Consider the following 24,210-nt stretch of genomic DNA (forward strand, 5'->3'; position numbering starts at 1 on the left):
AGCCACAATCATTCTCCATGTTTCAGCGATAAAATAGTTCTTTCAGTTTAGTTGGTCTGTTTTTTTTGCATGAGTTCTAGTGAAATATAAAGTTTTTTACATCATCATTATTCTAAGCATCTTAGGCTTTATGCTTAGCTTAGTTGCATGCCAAAAATCTGACCCACCACCTGTTCAAATAAAAGAAGCTCACGAATCTCCTGTTACTATTGACTTAACGTATCTGTGCAATCATCTCAGCAAAGAAATGCAAGATATCGATAACACTCGCACAACTTTTGCCTTAGAGCAAATTAATCAAAAATTAAAAACGTGTTTGCCTCTTTTAGACTTCAAACAACAGTTATATCTCATGCATTTAAGTACTCAAATGTACAAAAAATTTCTAACGGTACAACGTACACCAGAAGAAAAAAATGCTTTTAATTCTTTCGCTTTAGATATGGCACAACATCCAACAATTCAGCAAAGCCATCATCAAAATTTTAGTTTAAGAGATCAATATTTACTTAAACATAAAGGACAAGCTTATATCGAGCTACATGAAACAGATCAACACCAACTTGTTTATCGACGTAGCCCGCAATATCTTGCGCGTATATTTGCACCGTATTTTCCAAAAGCTGAACGAACCTTCATTGAAAATTTAGCTCAGCAAAATATGCACAACTTATTTAGAAATAATCGAATTGTGCCAGATGCCAATGAAATTTCAGAGCGTGCATTATTTTGGGAAAATTATGTAAAACAATTTCCTCAAAGCATCTATATTCAACAAGCAAAATACCTTTATCTGACCTATAGCCAACTGCTCTTTAAAGGAACAGCTAAAGATCCTGTCTCTGATACATATTTAGGTGAGTCTTCTATTCAAGGCGATCATTTATTGGCGATAGAAAAGCTCGCAAAGCTAGATCATTCTCAGCTTTCAGAACAAGCGAGATACTTTTTAAAATTCATTCAATTGCCTCCAAATGTAAAACGCAATCAAACAGGTTCAAGTCAATTGTCCTCACAACTAAGTCATTACTTAAATTTAAAAATCATCACTTTTAATCAATATTTTGATTGTTTTTCAGATGCCATTTGCCTTCAACGTACATCTTAATTTTTATACTTTATCACTTACAATTTAAAGAAAATGCAGATAAAACCAACTCTGCTTTTCAGTTCACTTCATGCTACTATCTGCAAATCGCTTGACGGAGCGCGAGTAAAAACTCGCTGAGATCACTTTAATAAAGCCCATGGCTTTTATTTGATGGTGAGTACCGTTGAACCTGATCAGGTTAATACCTGCGTAGGAATCAAGCCAATCTAAAAACTGAAGCCTCAATTTATCTTATTTCTATAGGATAAAACCGCCACGTTTTTGGTCGTGCTTGATTCGTTGATTTCATTCATAAGGATCATTGCAATGAACCAATTAACGAATCTCACCGCTTCTGATATTTCTGCTCAACATGAGCAAGATGCAAAAGATTTAACTCGAATTTTACCCGCTTCTAAAAAAACCTACATTCAAGGCTCACGTCCTGACATTCAAGTTCCCATGCGTGAAATTGAACTTACAGATACACCTACAGACTTAGGTGGTGAAAAAAATCCACCGCTTATGGTGTATGACACTTCGGGTGTATATACAGATCCAAATATTGAAATTGACCTAAAAAAAGGATTGCCCAATGTTCGTGAAACGTGGATTGAAGAACGCCAAGACACCGAACGCTTAGCAGGACTCACTTCAAAATTTGGTCAAGAACGCTTAAAAGATATTCGTACTGCAGATATTCGGTTTGCTCACATTCAAAATCCTAGGCGTGCAAAAGCAGGAAAAAATGTCACGCAAATGCATTATGCAAAGCAAGGCATAATTACCCCCGAAATGGAATATATCGCTATACGTGAAAATCAACGTCAGCTTGAAGGCGTAGATATGCGCCAACACGCAGGTCAAAACTTTGGTGCGCAAAATTTACGTGAAATCACGCCCGAATTTGTTCGCCAAGAAGTGGCTTCAGGTCGTGCCATTATTCCTGCCAATATTAATCATCCTGAATGTGAACCCATGATTATTGGTCGTAACTTTCTCGTGAAAATTAACGCCAATATTGGTAATTCTGCGCTTGGCTCAAGCATTGATGAAGAAGTGTCAAAAATGACGTGGGCAACACGTTGGGGTGCAGACACCATTATGGATTTATCGACAGGCAAAAATATCCATGAAACACGCGAATGGATTATTCGTAACTCCCCTGTTCCTATTGGTACCGTTCCTATTTATCAAGCGCTAGAAAAAGTAAATGGCGTTGCTGAAGATTTAACTTGGGAAATTTTCAAAGACACATTGATTGAACAAGCAGAACAAGGTGTCGATTACTTTACGATTCATGCAGGCGTACTTTTAAGATATGTCCCACAAACTGCAAATCGCCTAACAGGTATTGTTTCCCGCGGTGGATCAATCATGGCGCAGTGGTGTTTAGCACATCATCAAGAAAACTTTTTATATACGCATTTCGATGAAATTTGCGAAATTATGAAGGCTTATGATGTTTCATTTAGCTTAGGCGATGGTTTACGCCCTGGTTGTATTCAAGATGCCAATGATGAAGCACAATTCAATGAATTAAGAACCTTAGGTGAGCTTACTCATAAAGCATGGGAACATGATGTTCAGGTAATTATTGAAGGTCCAGGTCATGTACCAATGCATATGATTAAAGAAAACATGGATTTGCAACTTGAAGTGTGCAAAGAGGCACCGTTTTATACACTTGGTCCATTAACTACAGATATCGCACCAGGCTATGACCATATTACATCTGCAATTGGTGCAGCTATGATTGGTTGGTACGGCACAGCAATGCTTTGCTATGTAACGCCAAAAGAACACTTAGGCTTACCCAACAAGAAAGATGTTAAAGATGGCATCATTACTTACAAAATTGCAGCCCATGCAGCCGACCTTGCAAAAGGACATCCCGGTTCACAAGCACGTGATAATGCGCTTTCAAAAGCACGTTTCGAATTTAGATGGGAAGATCAGTTTAACTTAAGTTTAGACCCTGACACAGCTCGAAGCATGCATGACGAAACCATGCCAAAAGAAGCACATAAATCTGCACACTTTTGTTCTATGTGTGGACCTAAGTTCTGCTCGATGAAAATCACGCAGAATGTGAGAGAGTACGCTCAAAAACAAAATGCTGAGATCAATTCCGAGCAAAATAGTCAAGAAATTGAAATTGGTCTCCAAGCCATGAGTGACGCATATTTGGAGCAAGGACAAAAGTTGTACCATAAAGTGTAAATGAGCAAAAAATAGTTTGTATTCATCAAAAACTCAGTTAGGATGAAATCAGGTTTTAATTATCCTAATGAATAAATTATGAATATTATTAAACAAGCAACATATGGAAAAAACTCATTAAATATTCACAAACGTGAATATTTATATCGTGGTTTTATCCAAGTTGAAAAAGTTAGCCTAGCGCATCAATTGTTTAATCAAACTTCATATACATCTGTTATTCAGCGTGAACTTGTTCATCGTCCTGAAGCCGCAGGTGTCCTTCTTTATGATGATGAACAACAAAAATTTGCATTAATTGAGCAGTTTCGAGTGGGTGCTATGGATGATGAAAGTTCTCCATGGCAACTTGAGATTATTGCGGGTGTACTCGATGGTGATGAATCACCTGAAAGTTGTATCCGTAGAGAATCTTTAGAAGAATCTGGATGTGAAGTAGATGACTTAGAGCATCTCTTTACATTTTACCCATCTGCTGGCGCTTGCTCAGAACTTTTTCATTTATATAGTGCTCAAGTTAAATTACCCAAAGAGGGTGGCATTTTTGGTATGCCAGATGAAGGGGAAAATATCTTACTTCATTTGATTAGCTATCAAGACTTAGCCACACTTTTAACAAATGGACGTTTAAGAAATGCACCTGTCATTATGGCTTTACAATGGTTAAAACAACATATTAAAACCATAAAGGATGTCTAAAGGGGATGGACATGGCTTTATCAGAAAATAATAATCAAAAAGATTTAACGGTCATACAAATTTCAGATACACATCTGATGAATAGAGATGATTTAGAATTTTTACAGATGAATCCATCTGAAACATTTCGTGCCGTTATAAAAGATATTCAACAAAAATATTCACATGCCGACACTATATTTCATACAGGTGATTTAGCTCAAGTTGCTATTCCTGAAACATATTCCAACTATTTAACGTTTATGAATACATTAGGCATTCCACATTATCAGATTCCGGGCAATCATGATAAAGCTGAATTTTTTCCATTTTATAAAAATCAAAACCAAGTTCATGCAATTCAAATTGGGAATTGGACTGTCATTTTATTAAATAGTGCAGTCAAAGGTCAGGTTCATGGTTGGATCGATGATGAGCAATTACAACAACTTGATACGATTCTGACAACCCATAAGAATCAACATATCATTATTACGTGTCATCACCATCCTTTAGAAATGGAATCTCGATGGATTGATAATCACAAACTCAAAAATAGTGGAAATTTAACTGATATTTTAAAAAATCATCAAAATATTAAAATTGTTCTTTTTGGTCATGTCCATCAGGACTCAATCAACATCTGGAATAATATTTATTTCTACTCTACACCCTCTACTTGCGTACAGTTCAAACCCAAGAGTGATAATTTTGCACTCGATAATACTGCACCAGGTTATCGGGTACTTCATTTAAAACAAAATGGAACTTTTAGTACAGAAATACAAAGAGTTGAAGAATATAAACCTAAAATTAATTTAGAAATTTCAGGTTATTAACTTTTCATTTTATACTTTATGCTTTATTTTATTGCCTGATAAATAAAGAATGGCGGGTCAAATCCAAAACATCAAAGACTATCAAAATACATAAAAAGTCTATATGATGACGACCCCCAAAGATCGTTTATCTATGTGGGGAGTGTGGAAACAGACACTTGCATATCACCATATTTTTTGCGTATTGATGTACGTATATGATGAGGAATGCCTTACATGGCGAATGACAATCAAAATCAAGTATTGGACGAACAAACAAATATTGTAGAAGAAAAATCTACAAAACGAGTGCGTAAACCAAAGTCAAAAGCATCAGAAGGTGGCACAACCGCTAGCTTATTTGGTATTGAGCCTTATCAGCCTAAAAAAAATGAAGACTATATGTCCGAAGGGCAACTCGAACATTTCCGTAAAATTCTTTTAGCATGGAAAGAAGAGTTAATGTCTGAAGTGGATCGTACTTTAAATACGATGCAGGATGAAAATACGGCGCTTCCAGATGTGAATGACCGTGCAACACAAGAAGAAGAATTTGCGATTGAATTGCGTACACGTGACCGTGAACGTAAACTCATTCGTAAAATTGAGCAGTCTATCGAAGCAATTAAAAACGATGACTATGGCTTCTGTGAAACATGCGGTATTGAAATCGGTTTACGTCGCTTAGAAGCACGTCCAACTGCAACACTTTGTATTGACTGCAAAACATTAGCAGAAATCAAAGAGAAGCAAAATAACGGTTAATTCATGTTATTCAGTAATCCATCCCTGCCCCTTCCTTTAAAAAAGGAAGGGAAAGAAGTGAATTACGTGGGTCGGTTTGCGCCATCGCCAACCGGCCCTTTACATTTTGGGTCTTTAATCACAGCTGTTGCGAGTTATTGCGATGCAAAAGCCAATCGAGGGCTTTGGCATGTTCGTATTGAAGATACCGACATCCCCCGAATTTATCCGGGTAGTGAAGATCATATCCTTCAATCTATACATGCATTTCAGTTTGAACCCGATTCAGAAATTATCTTCCAAAAAGACCGCTTAGACATTTATGAAGATGTGATTCAACAATTACATCAAAAAAAAATGGTCTATGCCTGTCAATGTACTCGAAAAATCTTGGGTTCTAACCACATTTATACAGGAACGTGTCGAGATCTTGCCCTTTCTTTTGATCAGCAAGCGATTCGTGTAAAAGTTGAAAATCGTGAAATCTGCTTTCAAGATGTACTTCAAGGTCAACACTGCTCTAACTTAGCAAACGATTTAGGCGATTTTGTTTTAAAACGTCGTGATGGCATTATCAATTATCAACTTGCCGTTGTTGTAGATGATTATTTGCAAGGTATGACGCATGTCGTTCGTGGTGCCGATTTACTTGATAATACGGAACGTCAGATTTGGTTAGGTGAATTATTAGACTACCCTCGCCTTGAATATATCCATTTACCACTTGCAATGAATGATCAAGGGCAAAAGTTATCTAAGCAAAATATGGCGCAAGCACTCGATTTGAGTAAGCCATCCAAGCTTTTACAACAAGCATTACAGGCCCTCAAACAGCCTTCTGTTGACCTTGATGCGCCCAATAAAATGCTGAAACAAGCAATTGCTCAATGGGATTTAAATCTTATTCCAAAACATACCAACCTAGATGGCTTTTACATCTAATAGATTTAAATTTTTAGACAAAAAAAACCGAGCATTTTAAATACTCGGTTTTTTAAAACTTGCCACTTATAAATAGATGAATCGCTTAGAAGCTTGACTCTTCACGACTAGGATTAGCATCCTTCGTTGTTGATTCAATCTTAAGAATAAGGCTAATCATCACAGCACAAACAATAAGAGATGAACCACCATAACTAATAAAAGGAAGTGTTAAACCTTTTGTTGGCAACATACCCATATTCATGCCCGCATTTACCAATATCTGCATTAAGAAAATAATACTAATACCGTAAGCCAAATAACCTGCTCGAAGATATTGATTTTTCAAAGCACGATGACCAATTCGGATGCAGCAAACCAGCATAATAAAAGAAAGTCCTAAGACAATCGAAATACCGAAAAAGCCAAATTCTTCACCTAGAATTGCAAGCATAAAGTCTGTATGTGCTTCGGGTAAATAAGACATTTTTTGAATACTATGCCCTAAACCAACACCAAACCACTCTCCTCGACCAAATGCCATTAACGCATTTGAGAGTTGATAGCCCGCGCCTAACGGATCACTCCAAGGGTTCGAGAATGACATTAAACGTGCAAAACGGTAAGGCTCAAATACAATAAGCACAAATAATGCTGCAAGCATTGCACCAAACGCTGTCGCAAACTGAATTAACGGCGCACCTGCAAGGAAAAACACACCAAGCATGGTTAAAGCAATTACAACCGTTGCACCTAAATCGGGTTCAGCCATGATAAGACCGACTGTAGCCGCCATAATCACCATTAAACGGACTAAGCCCTTAATATTGCTTCGCACTTCTTCTGCACGACGTACAACATAATCTGCGGTAAATATAGCCATCATCACTTTAGCAACTTCAGATGCCTGTAAAGTAAACCCTGCTATTCGAATCCATCGTTTTGAACCATTCACTTCCGTACCCACCACCAAAACAGCAGCAAGCAGAACGATGGTCACAATCCATAAAAAGAAAGTGTTGTTAAACCAAATATTAAGTGGAAATCTATATGCAATTAATGCCGCAACAGATGCCACAAAAATAGAAATACTATGTCTCGTTACATAATGGAATGCATTTTCATGCATTCGATCTGCATAAGGCATAGATGCAGATGCCACCATTATTGTGCCGATACAAAGCAATGCAAGCACACAAAAAATCAATATATTCCGAACATTAACTTCGGCAGGAAGTCTTGGCGTCCACTGATCATATATTTGATTTATTTTATTGATCGCTGCCTGAGCAAACCCAGCCATATCAGTCTTCCTATTATTCTTAATTGAGTTCGTTTACAAGTTCTACAAACTGATGACCACGCTGTGGATAGCCTGTAAACATATCAAAACTTGCACATGCAGGTGATAATAATACAACATCGTTTGGGTGTGTATTTTGCTGACAAAGTTCTACTGCTTCTTTAAAAGTTTTTGCATGTAAAAGCGTAATTGTGCCTGTAATTGCTTTTTCGATGATTGGTGCATCTTCACCAATAAGCACAGCAACCTTAGCATATTTGCTTAAAGATTCACGTAATGCGCTAAAGTCTTGCCCTTTACCCTGACCACCTAAAATAATGGCAACTTTACCATTCTGTACTTCAATCGCAGCGCCTAAACCATCAATTGCTGCCAAAGTTGCACCAATATTCGTGCCTTTAGAATCGTTATAATAGCGAACTTGATTTACTTCTTTCACAAATTCACAGCGATGTTCCAAGCCTTTAAATGTTTTTAATGTTTCAAGCATTGTTTCCAAAGGCAAATCAATTGCTTCACCCAAAGCCAAACATGCCAAAGCATTGGCAACATTGTGCGTACCTTGAATGTACATATCTGCGCTTTTTAACAAGCGTTCACGTCCGCGAGCTAGCCAAATTGTGCCGTCATCATCTTTCAAAATGCCATATTGATTCATGTCAGGTGCATTCAAGCCAAAGCTTTGCATTGGCGTTGCATCAGGAACCAAAGGGCGTGTGAGTGAATCATCACGGTTATAAACCACTTTTTTCACGCCTTGGAAAATACGATGTTTTGCGGTGTGATAGCCCATCATGTCTCCATGACGATCTAAATGATCTTCACTCATGTTCAACACAACAGCAACATTCGCATTTAAGTTTGATGTCGCTTCTAGCTGAAAGCTTGATAATTCTAGAATATATAACTCAGGATCATCATTGGTTAAATCCAATGCAGGACGCCCTAAGTTTCCGCCCACAGCAACTTTCTTACCTGCTGCTTGCGCCATAATGCCCATTAAAGTAGTGACCGTACTTTTTGCATTTGAACCTGTAATTGCGACAATTGGCTTATCTGTTGCACGGCGTAAAATTTGAATTTCACTAATAACAGGAATGCCTTTATTTACGGCAGTTTGAATTTGTTCAATTTTAGGATCAAGCCCTGGACTAATCACAATTTCTTCAGCAGAAAGTAAAAGTTCTAAGTCAAGTTGACCAAAGCTTGTTTGAATTTCAGCAGGAATTTGATCATGCCCCGGTGGGTTTTCACGCGAATCGGTTACGGCAACGCGATAACCCTGTTTATGCAAAAAATTAACGGCCGCCACACCAGAAATACCCAACCCAGCAACGACTTTTAAACCACCACGCTGTATCAACATTTTTGCACCATAATTTTGATATATTTTAGAACTGCTGAAATGTTAGCACTTTGATGTTTTATTTGCTTTTTCTGTTTTAACTTTCTTTTCATTTTTTTGTGTCCGTGCGTAAAAAAGCCATCTCATTCGATGGCTTTTTTAGGTCTTAAATTTATTTGAAAGTGATTATTTCCACTTTACAGCTTGCACTTCCACTTTCTTTTCCACAGGAGATTCAGATGCTGAACAACCACAACCACCACCACAGCCCGAAACCATCGCAGGTTTAAGCCACTTTGCTAATGTCGTCCATCCTTTCGATGCACATACATTTGATAAAGACATGAATACTGAGCTTGATGTGTTTGGAAATACTTTCTTAAACACAACAATAGCGCTCCATATCACCAATGCAGCAACAATTAAAATCTCAATCATCTCTATCTCCTATCACAATTATTTTGAGTTCAATTAACCTAAATAATGTGAAGCAATTTGATACGTGAAGAATGACATGATGTATGCCAAACCAAATAAATACAGTGTCATATAGCCCACTGTTTTCCACGAACCTGTTTCACGTTTAACTGTCGCAAGTGTCGCTAAACAATGTGGCGCATAGATAAACCAAACCAGTAATGATAAACCTGTTGCCACAGACCAACCTAAATCACCGCCACTGATTAAAGTCGTTAGACTTTGAGACACAGCATCATCATCTACAGCAGATAAGGCATAAACAGTACCTAAAGCAGCAACAACAATTTCACGTGCAGCCATTGCAGGAATTAAGGCAATACAAATTTGCCAATTAAAACCAAGTGGCGCGAAAATTGGCTGAATTAAATGACCTAACATCCCTGCTAATGAATAATCGATATCAGGTAAAGTTGCACCTTCTGGTGGTTGTGGGAAGGTACATAAGAACCAAAGCAAAATTGATAACGCAAAGATGATGCCACCTACACGTTTTAAGAAAATTTTTGCACGGTCTAATAAACCAATCCACACACTTCTAATATCTGGAATACGATAGCTTGGTAATTCCATCAATAAGGCATGTTGAGATTTATCTTTTTGGAATAACTTCAGCACCGTCGCAACAACTAATGCGCTCACAATACCTGCCATATACAAAGCAAATAAAACCAAGCCCTGTAAGTTGAATAAACCCCAAACTTGATACTCTGGAATAAATGCAGCAATCAATAAGGCATAAACAGGTAAACGTGCCGAACACGTCATGAGTGGCGCAACAAAAATAGTGGTTAGACGATCTCGTGGATCACTAATACTACGTGTTGCCATAACACCTGGAATGGCACATGCAAAACTTGAAAGTAACGGAATAAATGAACGACCACTTAAACCTGCTTTGTACATAAGTTTATCGAGCAAGAAAGCCGCACGTGGTAAATAACCCGATTCCTCTAAAACCAAAATAAAGAAGAATAGAATTAAAATTTGTGGCAAGAACACAATAACGCCACCTGCACCTGCAATCACACCATCAACCACTAAACTGTTTAATAATGAGTGTGAGATAAAGCCGCCAACAAATTCACCAAACCATGCAAAGAAGTCTTCAATTAAAGCTTTAAATGGTTCAGCCCAAGCAAATACAGCTTGGAATACAATAAACATCATCACTGCAAGGCTAATTAAACCAAGAACAGGATGAAGGAAGATTTTATCTAAAAAGTCAGAACGCTTGTCTTCATGATCTACAGAGTGAACAACATCATTTAAAATCTGCTCGATTTTTTCATGATTTGTACCTGTTAAACCGTTCATTTCGGTCTGAGGAACTTCATATTTACCCAAATCCAAAGCATTGGTTAAATTTTCAATACCTGCATTACGTACCGCAACAGTTTCTACAACAGGTAAACCCAAACGCTCTGAAAGTTTTTGGGTATTAATTTGCATACCGCGACGACGTGCTTCGTCCATCATGTTCAAAACAACTAAAATTGGGCGACCCAACTCAATCATTTCCAACACTAAACCTAAATGTAGACGTAAGTTTGTTGCATCAACAACACATAGAAATGCATCTTGATTATCTTCACCCGCAATTTTGCCTTGAACAACATCACGGGTAATGGCTTCATCTGGGCTAGTTGCGTTTAAGCTATATGCACCTGGCAAATCTAGAACTCGAACAGCCTTACCTGATGGCAAAGTGAATTGCCCCACTTTACGTTCAACAGTAACACCCGCATAGTTCGCAACTTTTTGGCGTGTCCCTGTTAAATGGTTAAAAAGAGAGGTTTTACCACAGTTTGGATTACCTACAAGGGCAATACGCAGCGCATCACTCATGCAATTGCTCCTTCGATTTCTATTTTTTCGGCTTCAATTTTTCTCAATGCAAAGCGTGTAAACCCAACTTGAATGAGAATTGGATCTCCACCAAAAATACCTTTTGTAATCACTTGTACTTTTGTACCTGGTATAAAACCTAAGGTTTCCAAACGACTTGCCACAAGGTCTTGTGAACTTTCATTATCCATAGCACGATGTACCTTATGAATAACGGCAATTTGTTTGACTTTCAAATCAGATAAGCGCACGCATCTAACCCTTCATATTTTTGAACATTATACAAGCAAATGAGAATAATTCACAAATCAGATTTGATTCCGATTCGCATCTATTGATCAGCATCGACAGTTGAATAAAATTAAACTACAGTGAGCAAAATCAATAATTTTATCGATTTGAAATACTTAAAGTTGATTCAGAAATGTTAAATAAAAAACCTCGTATTCCATCAGCCATCAACATTCCAGAAAAACTTAGTTTTTTACAGGGCTTTAGAGATTATTTAATAGCGCAAACGGTAAGTCCACATACAAGAAATGCATATTTGTCAGATTTAATTCAAATTAGTGAACTTCATTCTTCCTCAATGCCATATTGGTCAAGTGACGATATTTCAGATGTTTTATTAAATTTAACCAAACAAGGAAAAAGCCCAAGATCAATTGCGCGAACGCTTTCTGCACTACGTTCTTTCTTTAAATTCTTAAGAGAACAAAAGCTTCGCAGTGATAATCCTGTTGCGACACACAAAACACCTAAACTTGGTCGTGCTTTACCTAAAGACTTATCTGAACAAGATGTTGAAGCATTGATTTATGCACCCGACACAAATACCGCATTGGGTTTGCGTGACCGTGCAATGTTTGAAGTACTATATGCATGTGGTTTACGTGTTTCTGAACTCATTACTTTACGCTTAGAACTCATTAACTTAAAACAAGGTTATGTCCGTATTGTGGGTAAAGGTAATAAAGAACGCCTTGTACCTTTGGGTCAAGTTGCTTGTGATTGGATTGAGCAATATTTAAATACTGCCCGCCCTGCACTTTATAAAAGCTCAACCGATTATTTATTTTTAACACAACATGGTGGCATTATGAGCCGACAAAATTTTTGGTATGCCATTAAGCGTTATGCCTTACAAGCAGGAATTTCTACAGAACTTTCGCCACATACGCTTAGACATGCATTTGCTACGCATTTACTCAATCACGGTGCAGATTTACGTGTGGTACAAATGTTATTAGGTCATAGCGATTTATCGACAACTCAAATTTACACACATGTTGCTCAAGTTCGCATGCAACAACTCCATGCACAGCACCATCCTAGAGCCTAGATACATAAACACTTCACTTATTAGACTAAGAAGTTTTATTTGAAGTCTCGTTTTTTGTTATTCTATTTGCCTATTTTATATCTACAAAGAAAGGGTTATTTATGACTTTTACCCGCTCTAAACTTTTTATCGCATCTGCTATTGCGACAACTATGGCTTTAAGCGCTTGTTCAAATGCAAACGATGAAAATAAGCAAACTCCTTTAACTGCGAGTACGCCTGCTACGGGTGAGGCTTCTAATCTTTCTGAACGAAATGCCCAACAACGCCTAGTTACAACACTAGCCGAACATTTCAAAAAAGTAGGTATTCCTGCCAAAGTTTTAGATGTTAAGGCAACAGAAGTTCCTAACTTGTATTGGGTAAGCTTAGAGGGTATGCCTTCAGTTTATGCAACAAGCGATGGTAAATATATTATTCAAGGTGATATTGTTCGCTTAGGTGATAAGCAATTACACAATGTGGGTGACAACCTACAAGCTGAAGCCAATAAAAAACTGCTTTCTCAACTAAATAAAAAAGACCTTATTGTTTACAAAGCAAAAGGCAAAACCAAACACGTGGTTTATGTCTTCACAGATGTAAGTTGCCCGTATTGCCATAAATTACATGAGCATATGAGCGAAATTAATGCCAAAGGCATTGAGGTTCGTTATATCGCATGGCCACGTGGTGAGCAATTTATGCCTGCAATGGAAAGTGTATGGTGTAGTTCAGACCGTCAAGCTGCTTTTGATCGTGCAATTGCCAATGAACAACTTCCGCCTGCAACCTGTAAAAACCCTGTTCAAGACCAATATAAATTAGGTTTAAACATGGGCGTAAATGGCACACCTGCAATTTATAATGAAGATGGTGTTTACCTTGGTGGTTACCTGACTCCTGAAGAGTTAGACACCCGTTTAAATAACTAATATTTATGTATTAACTCACTGTTTTTTATGGGTAGAGATAAAGTTATTTTTACCCTAGAGTCTCAGCGTTTTTTTAGCTATGATCTTAACTCGCTTATAAACGATTAAATTTTGGAGTGTGACGTGAAACCAGTTCGTCTGGCAATCCTCGGTCTAGGTACTGTGGGTGGTGGTGCCCTTAAACTATTACAAGAAAATGCTGCTGAGATTAGACGTCGCACCGATCGTGAAATTCAAATTACCCATGTGGGTACACGTCGTCCTCGTCCTGATCTTAATCTTCCAGACACCGTAAAACAAAGCGCAGATTTACTCGATATCGTACGTCAACCCGATGTAGACGTTGTCGTTGAAGTGATGGGCGGTATTCATCCTGCTTATGAAATCATTAAAGAAGCTATTTTAAACGGTAAACAAGTTGTTACTGCAAACAAAGCACTTCTTGCTGAACATGGTAATGAACTGTTTAAACTTGCAGATGACCATCATGTACAAATTGCTTATGAAGCTGCCGTTGCAGGTGGTATTCCAATCATTAAAGTGATGCGTGAAGGCTTGGCTGCCAATAAAATTGATTGGTTAGCAGGTATCATCAACGGTACAGGCAACTTCATTTTGACAGAAATGCGTGACAAAGGTCGTGCATTTGAAGATGTCTTAAAAGAAGCACAAGAATTAGGTTATGCAGAAGCAGATCCAACCTTTGACGTTGAAGGTATTGATGCTGCGCACAAGCTGACTTTGCTTGCCTCAATTGCATTTGGTATTCCGCTTCAGTTCGATAAAGTCTTCACAGAAGGCATTAGCAAAATTACTGCACAAGATGTGAAATATGCTGAAGACTTAGGCTTCCGTATTAAACACTTAGGCATTGCAAAACGTGCTGAAACAGGTATTGAGCTTCGTGTACACCCAACGCTTATTCCTGAAGATCAGCTTATTGCCAATGTAAATGGCGTTAAAAACGCTGTTTTAGTTCACGCCAATGCAGTTGGTCCAACTCTTTACTATGGTGCAGGTGCAGGCGCAGGTCCTACAGCCTCAGCGGTTGTTGCAGACATTGTCGATATTGTCCGTGACATCTCTTATACAGAAGATGGTTCAGGTACGATTCCACAGCTTGCTTTTGAAAACTTAACTGACTTAACGATTTTAAGTCGTGAAGAAATGACCACGGGCTACTACATTCGCATTAATGCAGAAGATCAAACAGGTGTTCTTGCAAATGTGACAAGTATTTTAAGTCATAATGGCATTAGCATTGATGCAATCATGCAACAACCACGCTTAAAAGACCTCATTCCTATCGTGATTTTGACAGATCCTGTTAAAGAATCGAAGATGGATGAAGCACTTCAACAAATTCAAGCATTACCAGTGATTCATGGCGAAATTGTACGAATTCGTTTAGAATCGCTTGATAATTAATCGGGTCGAGGGGATATCCTCCCCTTGCCAAGCTCTACACACAATTGGAACATCATCATGTCGAATGCCAATCGTTATACTGGTTTAGTTGACCGCTATCGCGACCGTTTACCAGTGTCTGCCACTACTAAAGCAATTTCTTTAGGTGAAGGTAATACCCCACTGATTAAGCTTGCGAATATTCCGCGCATTATTGGCAAAAATGTTGAAATTTATGTGAAGTACGAGGGCTTAAACCCGACTGGTTCATTTAAAGACCGTGGTATGACCATGGCGGTAACAAAAGCTGCTGAAGAAGGCTCAAAAGCTATTATCTGTGCATCTACAGGCAATACTTCAGCCGCTGCGGCTGCTTATGCGGCTCGTGCAGGTATGAAAGCGTTTGTTTTAATTCCTGAAGGCAAAATTGCCATGGGCAAAATGGCGCAAGCGATGATGTACGGTGCAATCACCATGCAAATTCGCGGTAACTTTGATGATGGTATGCGCCTAGTTAAAGAAATTGCAGATAAAGCCCCTGTAACAATTGTAAACTCAATCAACCCATACCGTTTGCAAGGTCAAAAAACCATTGCTTACGAAATTGTTGATGAATTAGGTCGCGCACCTGATTACCACTGCCTACCTGTAGGTAATGCAGGCAACATCACTGCACATTGGATGGGTTATACAGAGGCTGTTGCAAACCAACCTGCGGGCGAGTTTGAACAAGTTGTTTATGACCCTGAAACTGATGCTTTCACAGGTCCAAAACCTGCAGGCTTGCCAATTATGGCAGGTTACCAAGCTTCTGGCGCTGCTCCATTCTTACGTGGTGCACCTGTTGAGAATCCTGAAACTGTAGCAACTGCTATTCGTATTGGTAATCCTCAAAGCTGGAACCATGCTAAAGCTGTTGTACGTGATTCAAATGGTTGGTTCGATGAATTAACAGATGCTGAAATTTTAGAAGCTCAACGCTTGCTTTCTATGTATGAAGGCGTGTTTGTTGAACCTGCTTCTGCTGCTTCTGTTGGCGGTGCAATCCGTGACATTAAAGCCGGCAAAATCAAAGAAGGCTCAGTGATTGTATGTACTGTTACAGGTAACGGTCTGAAAGATCCTGACACAGCAATCAAACAATGTTCTGATGCTGTTATGCTTTCAATTGATGCAACTTTAGATCAAGTTCGCGATTCAATTTTATCTAATATGTAATTTATTTTAGACACTTAGATAGAAAATAAAAAACCCTGCACATGCAGGGTTTTTTATTGCTAAACCTTTAAGTGTTGAGTCAACTTAAAGATTCCCTCAAATTAAACACGTTTTGGTAATTGGCTTGCCCAGTTCATTAAACGAACAGCATCGTCATTACGTGCTTGGGTATTATTCGCACCTAAAATAACCACGACAGCAGGACGATTATTTAATGTGGTATGCATCACCACACAACGACCTGCTTCATTAATATATCCAGTTTTAGAAATATTAATATTCCAACCACCATTACGCACAAGCGCATTTGTATTGTTCGATTTTAATACACGATACCCTAAGTTAAAATCATAGCTTGGCGTAGTAGAAAATTGACGAATTAAACTATATTGCGATGCCGCAGTAACCAAAATACCAAGATCACGTGCTGAAGCCACGTTACGTGGGTCTAAGCCGCTCGATTCAACATAATGTGTTGACGACATACCCAAACTACGTGCTTTTGCATTCATTGCAGCAAAGAAGGCTGTACGACCACCTGGATATGTTCGCGCTAATGCCGCTGCAGCAGGATTTTCAGATTTCATTAAAGCAAATAATAAAACCTCTGCACGATTCATCTTATCGCCAACGCGTAAAGTCGAACTCGAGTTCTTACCACCTGCCCCAGCAAAGTCAATTTGTTGTAGCGTAATTTGCTCCGACATATTTAAACGTGCATCTGCAGTAACAACAGCAGTCATTAGCTTGGTAAGAGAAGCAATTGGCAATGCTGTATTGGCATTTTTACCAAACAATACTTCACCTGTTTGCGCATCCATCACCAAAGCAGCACGAGCATTTACAGAGGGCTGATTTGAATAACTTGAAGTATCTAAAATTTGTACTGTTTTAGGTGCTGCTTGAACCGCACTAGAGCCACTACGAACAGTTGTCGTAACATTTACTGAACCTTTCGGTGATGGTTCACTATATGCTGCTGTATTCGCAGATACATCCCCATTTAACAGTAAGTTTGCTTCCTCAGAAGACCAACTGATATTTGCTTGGTTTGAATTCCCTGAAGAATTCATCACAATTTCTGCAAATCCTGTTGAACTCATGCAAAGAAGTAATGATGCTCCCAAAGCATTCATTAACGCTTTTTTAGTATTTTTCACGAATATTTACTCAACTTATGGAGGTAATATACATTTGCGTATTACCTCAAATATGCCTTACATTTAACACAAAAGAGTGAACAATATATAGCCCACTTTTTAATGTTCAGATGTTTTCAATTAATATTGATAATAGGATTGCTAATTTTGTCATTTCATTGCAAGCTTATTTTGCGTTATGTAACAAAAAAGATGAATAAACTAGAGGGAGATTGCGGGTGATCACAGTTTTAGTGGTAGATGACCATGAATTAGTACGCACTGGCATTTGTCGGATGCTAGAAGATCATGCCGAAATTGATGTCATTGGACAAGCTGAATCAGGTGAAGAAGCCATTAACCTTATCCGCCAAAATGCCCCAAATGTAGTCTTACTTGATGTGAATATGCCAGGTATTGGTGGCGTAGAAACAACACGTCGCTTATTGCAGTCATCACCAGAGACAAAAGTGATTGCTGTCAGTGGTTTAGCTGAAGAACCATATCCATCTTTACTTCTAAAAGCAGGTGCAAAAGGTTATATCACCAAAGGTGCTCCTGTTACCGAAATGGTACGTGCAATTAATAAAGTAATGCAGGGTGGTAAATACTTTAGTGCAGATATTGCGGAACAGTTAGCAAGTTCATATTTATCCGATACTCAACAATCACCATTCGACAGTTTATCTGAACGTGAAATGCAAGTTGCGATGATGGTTGTAAACTGTATTAGCACACAAGAAATCTCTGATAAGCTTTTTGTTAGTGTTAAAACGGTCAACACTTATCGCTACCGTATTTTTGAAAAATTAAACATTGATAGTGATGTTAAACTCACCCACTTAGCAATGCGATATGGCTTGATTAAACCTTAAATTAAGCACGAGCAACCTACACGCTTATGTATTCTAACTATAGTAATTCTGAGCTCAATAGATATCGATTAGGGACGTGGTATGGCTCATACCGTCTCATTATTGCGCTTTGTCTTTTCTTTGTTTTTTTTCTGACCTTCCAAAATTTACAGCACGAATATGGTCATCCGTTACTCTATTTAGCTACCATTAGTATTTATATTTTAAGTAGTCTAATCCAACTCATTTTTTATAAATATTTTTCATCGAAAATTATTCGACAAATCACTCTATTTTTTGCTGTTGATGTCTTATTTTTCAGTGCACTAACTTTTGCTTCTAACGGCCCAAGCTTACACATCAGCCTATTATTCGTGATTGCTATTTTTGCAGCATCACTCCTTTTAGAATCTAAAAACGCCCTATTTATCACACTTATTGCTGTCATTAGTGTGGTTTACCAGCAATTTCTAGGCGGTCTCTTTTCGTTCACATCACTGAATAATATTGGCAATAGTGCTCTACTTTCAATTTTATTTGTCTTTGTTTATATTTGCGGACAAATTACAGTTCGACGTTTTCAATTGCTTGAAAATTGGAGTTTTACCCAATCATTAGAAATCAATAAACTACAAAATATTAATCGATATATTTTAGAACAAATTGAAACAGGCTATTTAGTATTAGATGAAAATTGCCATATTGCACTGAGTAATCCTGCTGCAAGAGAATTATTAGGTATTAGCCCTTTATATGCAATTGAGCCTTTTCCACTTTATAAAGCTCAACCCGATTTATTTGAAATTTTAAAATTTGATCAACTTAAAGATGGGGAAAAATTTGAGTTTGAATCTCAACAAAGTCACTATCACATTCACATTAAAGTTCAAAAATTACTTGTGCCCCATCAAACCTTAACACTTTTAGTTTTACAAGATTCAAAGCGAATTAATCAGCATGCACAACAGCTAAAACTAGCATCTTTAGGGCAATTATCAGCCAGTATTGCGCATGAAATTAGAAACCCTTTGGCTGCAATTATTCAAGCAAATCATCTTTTACAAGGAAGTGATGAAAATCAGCAAGAGCAATTGAGCAAAATGATTAGCAAGCAAGCTCAGCGTATTGATCAAATTATTCACGATACCTTGAGCATGGTTAAAAATAATGAAACACGTGCTTCAACAATCCACCTAAATGAATTCATACCGTCTTTTATTCAAGATAATCTGCCAGATATTGCAGATAAAATTCACTTAAACATTGAACCGTCTTCTATAATAAATTTTGATGAATCACAGATTCAACAAGTGCTTATTAATCTTTTACGTAATGCCGTGCGCCATAATTCAGCAGATAAAAATTATATTGAATTAAATATCTATAGCCATTTCCAAAGCATACAAATTGATATCATCGATTTTGGTGAGGGCGTTGCAAATAAAAACATTCGCTCGTTGTTTCAACCTTTTTTTAGTACAGAAATTACAGGAACTGGATTAGGATTATATTTATCCCATAGTTTTTGTGAGGCAAATCAAGCTAAACTAAGCTATGTAGAACAACAACTTGGGGCTTGTTTTAGAATTGAGTGCCCGCGTATAGTCATAAATTAGCTTTGGGGAATTACTTTGAATTCAACACCACTCATCTTACTTGTAGATGATGAAGAAGATTTATGTACGCTCATGTCTATGACATTATCCCGAATGGGGATGCAAACACATGTAGCACATCAAATTACGCAAGCTAAAAAATTACTGGCTGAAAATAACTATAATGCCTGCTTAACCGACTTCAATTTACCCGACGGGAATGGCATTGAACTTGTTCAGCATATTTCTGAAAAATACCCACAAATTCCTGTTGCTGTCCTTACTGCTTATGGGAATATGGATATTGCTATTTCTGCCTTAAAAGCGGGTGCATTTGACTTTGTAAATAAGCCTATTAAACAAAACCACCTTCAACAACTTTTAGATAAAGCCCTTAATCAGCCTCAGATATTGACTGAAAGCAATAATGAAAACTTACTAGAAAATAAAATGCTGATTGGGCAATCTGTACCTATCCAGCAATTAAAAACAACGCTGAAAAAAATTGCACGTTCTCAGACACCAGTATTCATTACAGGTGAATCTGGTACAGGTAAAGAAGTCGTGGCCAATCTTGTACATCGTTTAAGTAATCGCAATGAAGGACCTTTTATTGCCATTAATTGTGGTGCGATTCCATCAGAATTAATGGAAAGTGAGTTATTTGGACATAAAAAAGGAAGCTTTACAGGTGCAACACAAGATAAACAAGGTTTAATTCAATCAGCACATGGAGGAAGCTTATTTTTAGATGAAATTGCAGATTTACCTTTGAATATGCAGGTCAAATTACTTCGTGCTGTACAAGAAAAACGAATTCGTCCTCTTGGTTCAGATACAGAAATTGATGTGGATTTTCGCGTGATTAGCGCCAGTCATCAAGATTTAGAAGCGCTGGTTCAACAAGGACGCTTCCGCCAAGACTTATTCTTCCGTATTCATGTGATGGATCTTGTACTTCCGCCATTAAGAGACCGCGGTAATGATATTCTGTTATTAGCCGAACACTTTATTCAACGTGTTTCTCAAGAATGGCGTATCTCACCTAAATATCTAACAGATAAAGCAAAAATACTTTTACTTGAGCAATATTATCCGGGCAACGTTCGTGAATTAAGAAATATTATTGAACGAGCAATGGCACTAAGCGATGACAAATCGATTAATATCCAACACTTACAAAGCACTCCATTAAAGCAATTTTCTATTCAAACGGAAGAAATCACTCAAACACCTGAATATAAATATGAAAAAACCTTAAATACCCATAAATTGCCGACTGAAGGTTTAGAGCTTTACTTAGAAAAAATTGAAAAAGAAATTCTATTAAATGCGTTAAATTTAACACATTGGAATCGAACATTAGCTGCAAAAAAACTAGGGATGTCTTTTCGCTCTTTACGCTATCGTTTAAAAAAATTTGAACTAGATATAGATGAGGAGTAATGCATTATTATTTTTGAGCAATTAGTAATTCTGTAATATGTTCAATATAGCTTTCTTCTTTCATATCCTGCTGTAAAACATACTTCTGATTTGGCTGAATTCCAACGCCTTCAATCATTGCACCTTTTGGGGTGTAATAGTGCGAAACTGTCATTTGTAGCGCAGCGCCATTTGAAAGAGGGAATAACTTTTGCACTACGCCTTTGCCATAACTCTTATCGCCCATCACCCATGCCCGACCATGGTCTTTTAATGCTGCGGTAAATACTTCAGCAGCAGATGCAGAGCGATTGTTAATTAATATTCCAAGTTTTAACTTTTGGAACTCTGAACTTGGCAAGGCTTGGAATTGTTGATCACCCTCAGATCTACTTTTAGTTGAAACAATAACACCTTGATTAAGAAATAAATCTGCACTTTCAACAGCTGCCGACAACAATCCACCAGGGTTATTTCTTAGATCAATTAAAACGCCTTTTAAACGTGGTGTTGTATGTTGTTCAATTATATTTTTAATTTCATTGGCAGTATCTTGCTGAAAAACTTGCACTTTAATGACAAGAATTTGATTACTGAGTAGTTGAGCTTGAATATCTGTTTCTATTTTTTTATTTCTAACAAGTGTAATAGGAATGCTTTTATCTGTAAGTTGAATCTCTAAAGTTGAACCTACTGAGCCTGATAACAAATTATTGACTTGATCATGATTGAGTTTTTTTAACTCTTGATTATCAACTTTAAAAATAACCATTCCATTTTTAAGACCTAGCTTTGCTGAATCAGCATCTGCTTTTAAGCCCTTAATAACCCACTGATGTATTTGATTATCATACAATAAGTCAAAATCTACCGAAGCAAACTCACCTTCGGTATATTGTAGAAGTTGCTTATAGTCTTCTGGTGATAAATAGCGAGAATAGCGGTCTAAACCTGAAACTAAACCTTTAATGGCTTGTTGAAATAAGTCATCATCATTTTTTTCAGCAACATAGTTATCTTTCACAATGCCGTAAATTTGAACGAAATTTTGAATTGCTTCAACAGGAACTTCTGCATATTCCTGCTCATCATCTAAAGATAGTACATCTGGCTTTTGAGGCTTTTGTTTCGCCCAAGCAGGTGAAAGGCTCAAACACATTAAGCATGTTGTTATTAAAGCAACAGTATTGTGTCGAGCCATTCATTCACCTTTTATAATTTATGGTATTAGAGTAATTAGATTACGACCTTGCATTTCTTTAGGTACAGGAAGGTGCATTAATGTTAAAAGTGTCGGTGATACATCTGCAAGTACGCCACCTTCAGCAATAGTTGCTTGTGTAGGTCCTACATAAATAAACGGCACAAGTTCTGTTGTGTGTTGAGTATGAACCTGACCACTTACGTAATCTTGCATTTGTTCAACATTACCATGATCTGCTGTCACAATCATATGACCTTTTTGTGCCATAACTGCTTCATACACTCGACCTAGGCATGTATCTACAGCTTCAACGGCTTTCACTGCTGCATCAAACTTACCTGTATGACCAACCATATCACCATTTGCATAGTTCACAACCAACAGATCGAACTCACCTGAGTGAATGGCAGCAACCAACTCATCTGTTACTTCATATGCACTCATTTCTGGTTTTAAATCATATGTTGCAACATTTGGAGATGGAATAAGAATACGTTTTTCGCCAACATATTCATCTTCACGACCACCACTAAAGAAGAATGTTACATGTGCATATTTTTCAGTTTCAGCAATACGTAGTTGTGTTTTACCTAATTCAGATAAATACTCACCAATTGAATTTTTTAATGCTTCAGGCATATAAGCCACAGGTGCATCAATGGTTGCTTGGTAGCGTGTAAGCATTACAAATTTAGATAAATTTGGAACAACTTTACGTTCAAAACCTACAAAATCTTTTTCGACAAATGCTTTGGTAATTTCACGCGCACGGTCAGCACGGAAGTTCATAAATACAACGCTATCGCCATCTTGAATTTTTGCGATATCACCAATGCGTGTTGCTTTGACAAACTCATCGGTTTCTTCAGCAGCATAAGCAAGTTCTAAACCTTCTGTAGCCGTAGCAACTGTACGTGCAGCTTCACCTTCTGTTAAAAGACGATAAGCTTGTTCAACACGATCCCAACGGTTATCACGATCCATTGCAAAATAACGACCAATCATGGTCACAATATGACCTTGACCTGGGTATTGGGCAAAAACTGCATCTAATTTTTCAAGCGATGGTTGAGCACTTTTTGGTGGTGTATCACGACCATCTAAGAAAGCATGAAGATAAACTTTTGCACCACGTTTTAATGCAAGTTCAACCATTGCAACAATGTGATCTTCATGTGAATGTACACCACCTTCAGACAATAAACCTAAGATGTGTACCGCACCATTTGAAGCTTTGGCTTTTTCTACAGCATCGACTAGAACTTCATGCTCAAAAAAATCACCTGTACGGATGTCTTTGGTAATGCGTGTGAAATCTTGATACAACACACGACCTGCACCCAAATTCATATGTCCAACTTCGGAGTTACCCATTTGTCCATCTGGAAGACCAACATCTTCGCCTGAACCAGAAATTAAACCATGCGGATGCTTTTCCTGCATTGCAGTCAAATTAGGCCGTTTTGCTGCTAAAAAGGCATTGTCTTCAACCTCTACGCGGTGCCCCACACCATCCATAATGACTAAAACGTGAGGGATTTTGTCAGCAGTTGCAACCGTCATGATATACACTCTTTTCTGTTTACAAATTAATCAATACATTTTACCGAAATTTCGGTAAAGACTCTATGTGTACTCAATGGTTAAAGCCACTAACGCACATTG

At 37.7% G+C, this 24,210-nt stretch carries 21 protein-coding genes and 1 riboswitch; of the genes, 13 read left to right on the top strand and 8 right to left on the bottom strand.

Annotation, left to right across the window (positions count from 1 at the left end):
* Nucleotides 1–79: 79 nt before the first annotated feature.
* From A6M14_RS03930 to gluQRS, 6 genes are all read left to right on the top strand, one after another.
* Nucleotides 80–1,108, top strand: coding sequence for a hypothetical protein (locus tag A6M14_RS03930; protein WP_338325163.1), 1,029 nt, complete (start codon nucleotides 80–82; stop codon nucleotides 1,106–1,108).
* An 85-nt stretch (nucleotides 1,109–1,193) separates the two neighbouring features.
* Nucleotides 1,194–1,324, top strand: a riboswitch (TPP riboswitch).
* Nucleotides 1,325–1,417: 93 nt separating this feature from the next.
* Nucleotides 1,418–3,313 (top strand): phosphomethylpyrimidine synthase ThiC, encoded by a 1,896-nt coding sequence (gene thiC / locus A6M14_RS03935; RefSeq protein WP_152873710.1) that lies wholly within the window; start codon nucleotides 1,418–1,420, stop codon nucleotides 3,311–3,313.
* 78 nt (nucleotides 3,314–3,391) lie between these two features.
* Nucleotides 3,392–4,012, top strand: coding sequence for an NUDIX domain-containing protein (locus A6M14_RS03940; RefSeq protein WP_152873711.1), 621 nt, complete (start codon nucleotides 3,392–3,394; stop codon nucleotides 4,010–4,012).
* A gap of 5 nt (nucleotides 4,013–4,017) precedes the next feature.
* A complete protein-coding gene (gene cpdA / locus A6M14_RS03945; protein WP_378226898.1) occupies nucleotides 4,018–4,830 on the top strand; it encodes a 3',5'-cyclic-AMP phosphodiesterase in 813 nt (270 codons plus the stop codon).
* A 216-nt stretch (nucleotides 4,831–5,046) separates the two neighbouring features.
* Entirely contained in the window at nucleotides 5,047–5,574 is a 528-nt protein-coding gene (gene dksA, locus A6M14_RS03950) for an RNA polymerase-binding protein DksA (protein WP_152873713.1), read from the top strand.
* Nucleotides 5,575–5,577: 3 nt separating this feature from the next.
* Nucleotides 5,578–6,495 carry a tRNA glutamyl-Q(34) synthetase GluQRS gene (gene gluQRS, locus A6M14_RS03955; RefSeq protein ID WP_152873714.1) on the top strand — a complete coding sequence of 306 codons (918 nt, stop codon included), beginning with the start codon at nucleotides 5,578–5,580 and terminating at the stop codon, nucleotides 6,493–6,495.
* Nucleotides 6,496–6,580: 85 nt separating this feature from the next.
* Here gluQRS and ftsW read toward each other — a convergent pair whose 3' ends face one another.
* The 5 genes from ftsW to A6M14_RS03980 all read right to left on the bottom strand — a co-directional run bounded on the left by ftsW (nucleotide 6,581) and on the right by A6M14_RS03980 (nucleotide 11,698).
* Complete coding sequence (gene ftsW / locus A6M14_RS03960) at nucleotides 6,581–7,777, bottom strand: putative lipid II flippase FtsW (protein ID WP_152873715.1); 1,197 nt, start codon at nucleotides 7,775–7,777, stop codon at nucleotides 6,581–6,583.
* Nucleotides 7,778–7,796: 19 nt separating this feature from the next.
* Nucleotides 7,797–9,143 (bottom strand): UDP-N-acetylmuramoyl-L-alanine--D-glutamate ligase, encoded by a 1,347-nt coding sequence (gene murD, locus A6M14_RS03965; protein WP_152873716.1) that lies wholly within the window; start codon nucleotides 9,141–9,143, stop codon nucleotides 7,797–7,799.
* A 165-nt stretch (nucleotides 9,144–9,308) separates the two neighbouring features.
* Nucleotides 9,309–9,560 (bottom strand): DUF6587 family protein, encoded by a 252-nt coding sequence (locus A6M14_RS03970; RefSeq protein WP_152873717.1) that lies wholly within the window; start codon nucleotides 9,558–9,560, stop codon nucleotides 9,309–9,311.
* 33 nt (nucleotides 9,561–9,593) lie between these two features.
* Nucleotides 9,594–11,447, bottom strand: a complete 1,854-nt coding sequence (gene feoB / locus A6M14_RS03975) for a ferrous iron transporter B (RefSeq protein WP_152873718.1) — start codon at nucleotides 11,445–11,447, stop codon at nucleotides 9,594–9,596.
* Nucleotides 11,444–11,698, bottom strand: coding sequence for a FeoA domain-containing protein (locus A6M14_RS03980; RefSeq protein WP_188110853.1), 255 nt, complete (start codon nucleotides 11,696–11,698; stop codon nucleotides 11,444–11,446). The genes feoB and A6M14_RS03980 overlap by 4 nt, the downstream gene beginning before the upstream one ends.
* A 173-nt stretch (nucleotides 11,699–11,871) precedes the next feature.
* Between A6M14_RS03980 and xerD the strand changes: the two genes are divergently transcribed.
* The 4 genes from xerD (at nucleotide 11,872) to thrC (ending at nucleotide 16,328) form a co-directional block, all read left to right on the top strand.
* Nucleotides 11,872–12,789 (top strand): site-specific tyrosine recombinase XerD, encoded by a 918-nt coding sequence (xerD, locus tag A6M14_RS03985; protein WP_152873719.1) that lies wholly within the window; start codon nucleotides 11,872–11,874, stop codon nucleotides 12,787–12,789.
* A 101-nt stretch (nucleotides 12,790–12,890) separates the two neighbouring features.
* Nucleotides 12,891–13,703 carry a DsbC family protein gene (locus A6M14_RS03990; protein WP_152873720.1) on the top strand — a complete coding sequence of 271 codons (813 nt, stop codon included), beginning with the start codon at nucleotides 12,891–12,893 and terminating at the stop codon, nucleotides 13,701–13,703.
* 123 nt (nucleotides 13,704–13,826) lie between these two features.
* Nucleotides 13,827–15,131: a homoserine dehydrogenase gene (locus tag A6M14_RS03995; RefSeq protein ID WP_188110854.1), complete on the top strand. Its 1,305-nt coding sequence runs from the start codon at nucleotides 13,827–13,829 to the stop codon at nucleotides 15,129–15,131.
* A gap of 57 nt (nucleotides 15,132–15,188) precedes the next feature.
* The gene (gene thrC / locus A6M14_RS04000; RefSeq protein WP_152873722.1) at nucleotides 15,189–16,328 is read left to right on the top strand and encodes a threonine synthase; all 1,140 of its coding nucleotides are present in this window, start codon (nucleotides 15,189–15,191) and stop codon (nucleotides 16,326–16,328) included.
* 101 nt (nucleotides 16,329–16,429) lie between these two features.
* On the opposite strand, the gene A6M14_RS04005 is transcribed toward thrC, so the two are convergent.
* A complete protein-coding gene (locus A6M14_RS04005) occupies nucleotides 16,430–17,488 on the bottom strand; it encodes a serine hydrolase (protein ID WP_163122151.1) in 1,059 nt (352 codons plus the stop codon).
* Between the two features lie 218 nt (nucleotides 17,489–17,706).
* Between A6M14_RS04005 and gacA the strand changes: the two genes are divergently transcribed.
* From gacA to A6M14_RS04020, 3 genes are all read left to right on the top strand, one after another.
* Nucleotides 17,707–18,342, top strand: a complete 636-nt coding sequence (gene gacA / locus A6M14_RS04010; protein ID WP_163122148.1) for a response regulator transcription factor GacA — start codon at nucleotides 17,707–17,709, stop codon at nucleotides 18,340–18,342.
* A gap of 26 nt (nucleotides 18,343–18,368) precedes the next feature.
* Nucleotides 18,369–19,937: a sensor histidine kinase gene (locus tag A6M14_RS04015; RefSeq protein WP_152873724.1), complete on the top strand. Its 1,569-nt coding sequence runs from the start codon at nucleotides 18,369–18,371 to the stop codon at nucleotides 19,935–19,937.
* Nucleotides 19,938–20,009: 72 nt separating this feature from the next.
* The gene (locus tag A6M14_RS04020; RefSeq protein ID WP_241678037.1) at nucleotides 20,010–21,362 is read left to right on the top strand and encodes a sigma-54-dependent transcriptional regulator; all 1,353 of its coding nucleotides are present in this window, start codon (nucleotides 20,010–20,012) and stop codon (nucleotides 21,360–21,362) included.
* Nucleotides 21,363–21,369: 7 nt separating this feature from the next.
* Here A6M14_RS04020 and A6M14_RS04025 read toward each other — a convergent pair whose 3' ends face one another.
* Nucleotides 21,370–22,542, bottom strand: coding sequence for a S41 family peptidase (locus A6M14_RS04025; RefSeq protein WP_152873726.1), 1,173 nt, complete (start codon nucleotides 22,540–22,542; stop codon nucleotides 21,370–21,372).
* An 18-nt stretch (nucleotides 22,543–22,560) separates the two neighbouring features.
* Nucleotides 22,561–24,108 carry a 2,3-bisphosphoglycerate-independent phosphoglycerate mutase gene (gpmI, locus tag A6M14_RS04030; protein ID WP_152873727.1) on the bottom strand — a complete coding sequence of 516 codons (1,548 nt, stop codon included), beginning with the start codon at nucleotides 24,106–24,108 and terminating at the stop codon, nucleotides 22,561–22,563.
* Nucleotides 24,109–24,210 lie beyond the last annotated feature (102 nt).

The sequence above is a fragment of the Acinetobacter portensis genome (assembly GCF_009372215.1).
GTDB classification, from domain to species: Bacteria; Pseudomonadota; Gammaproteobacteria; order Pseudomonadales; family Moraxellaceae; genus Acinetobacter; species Acinetobacter portensis.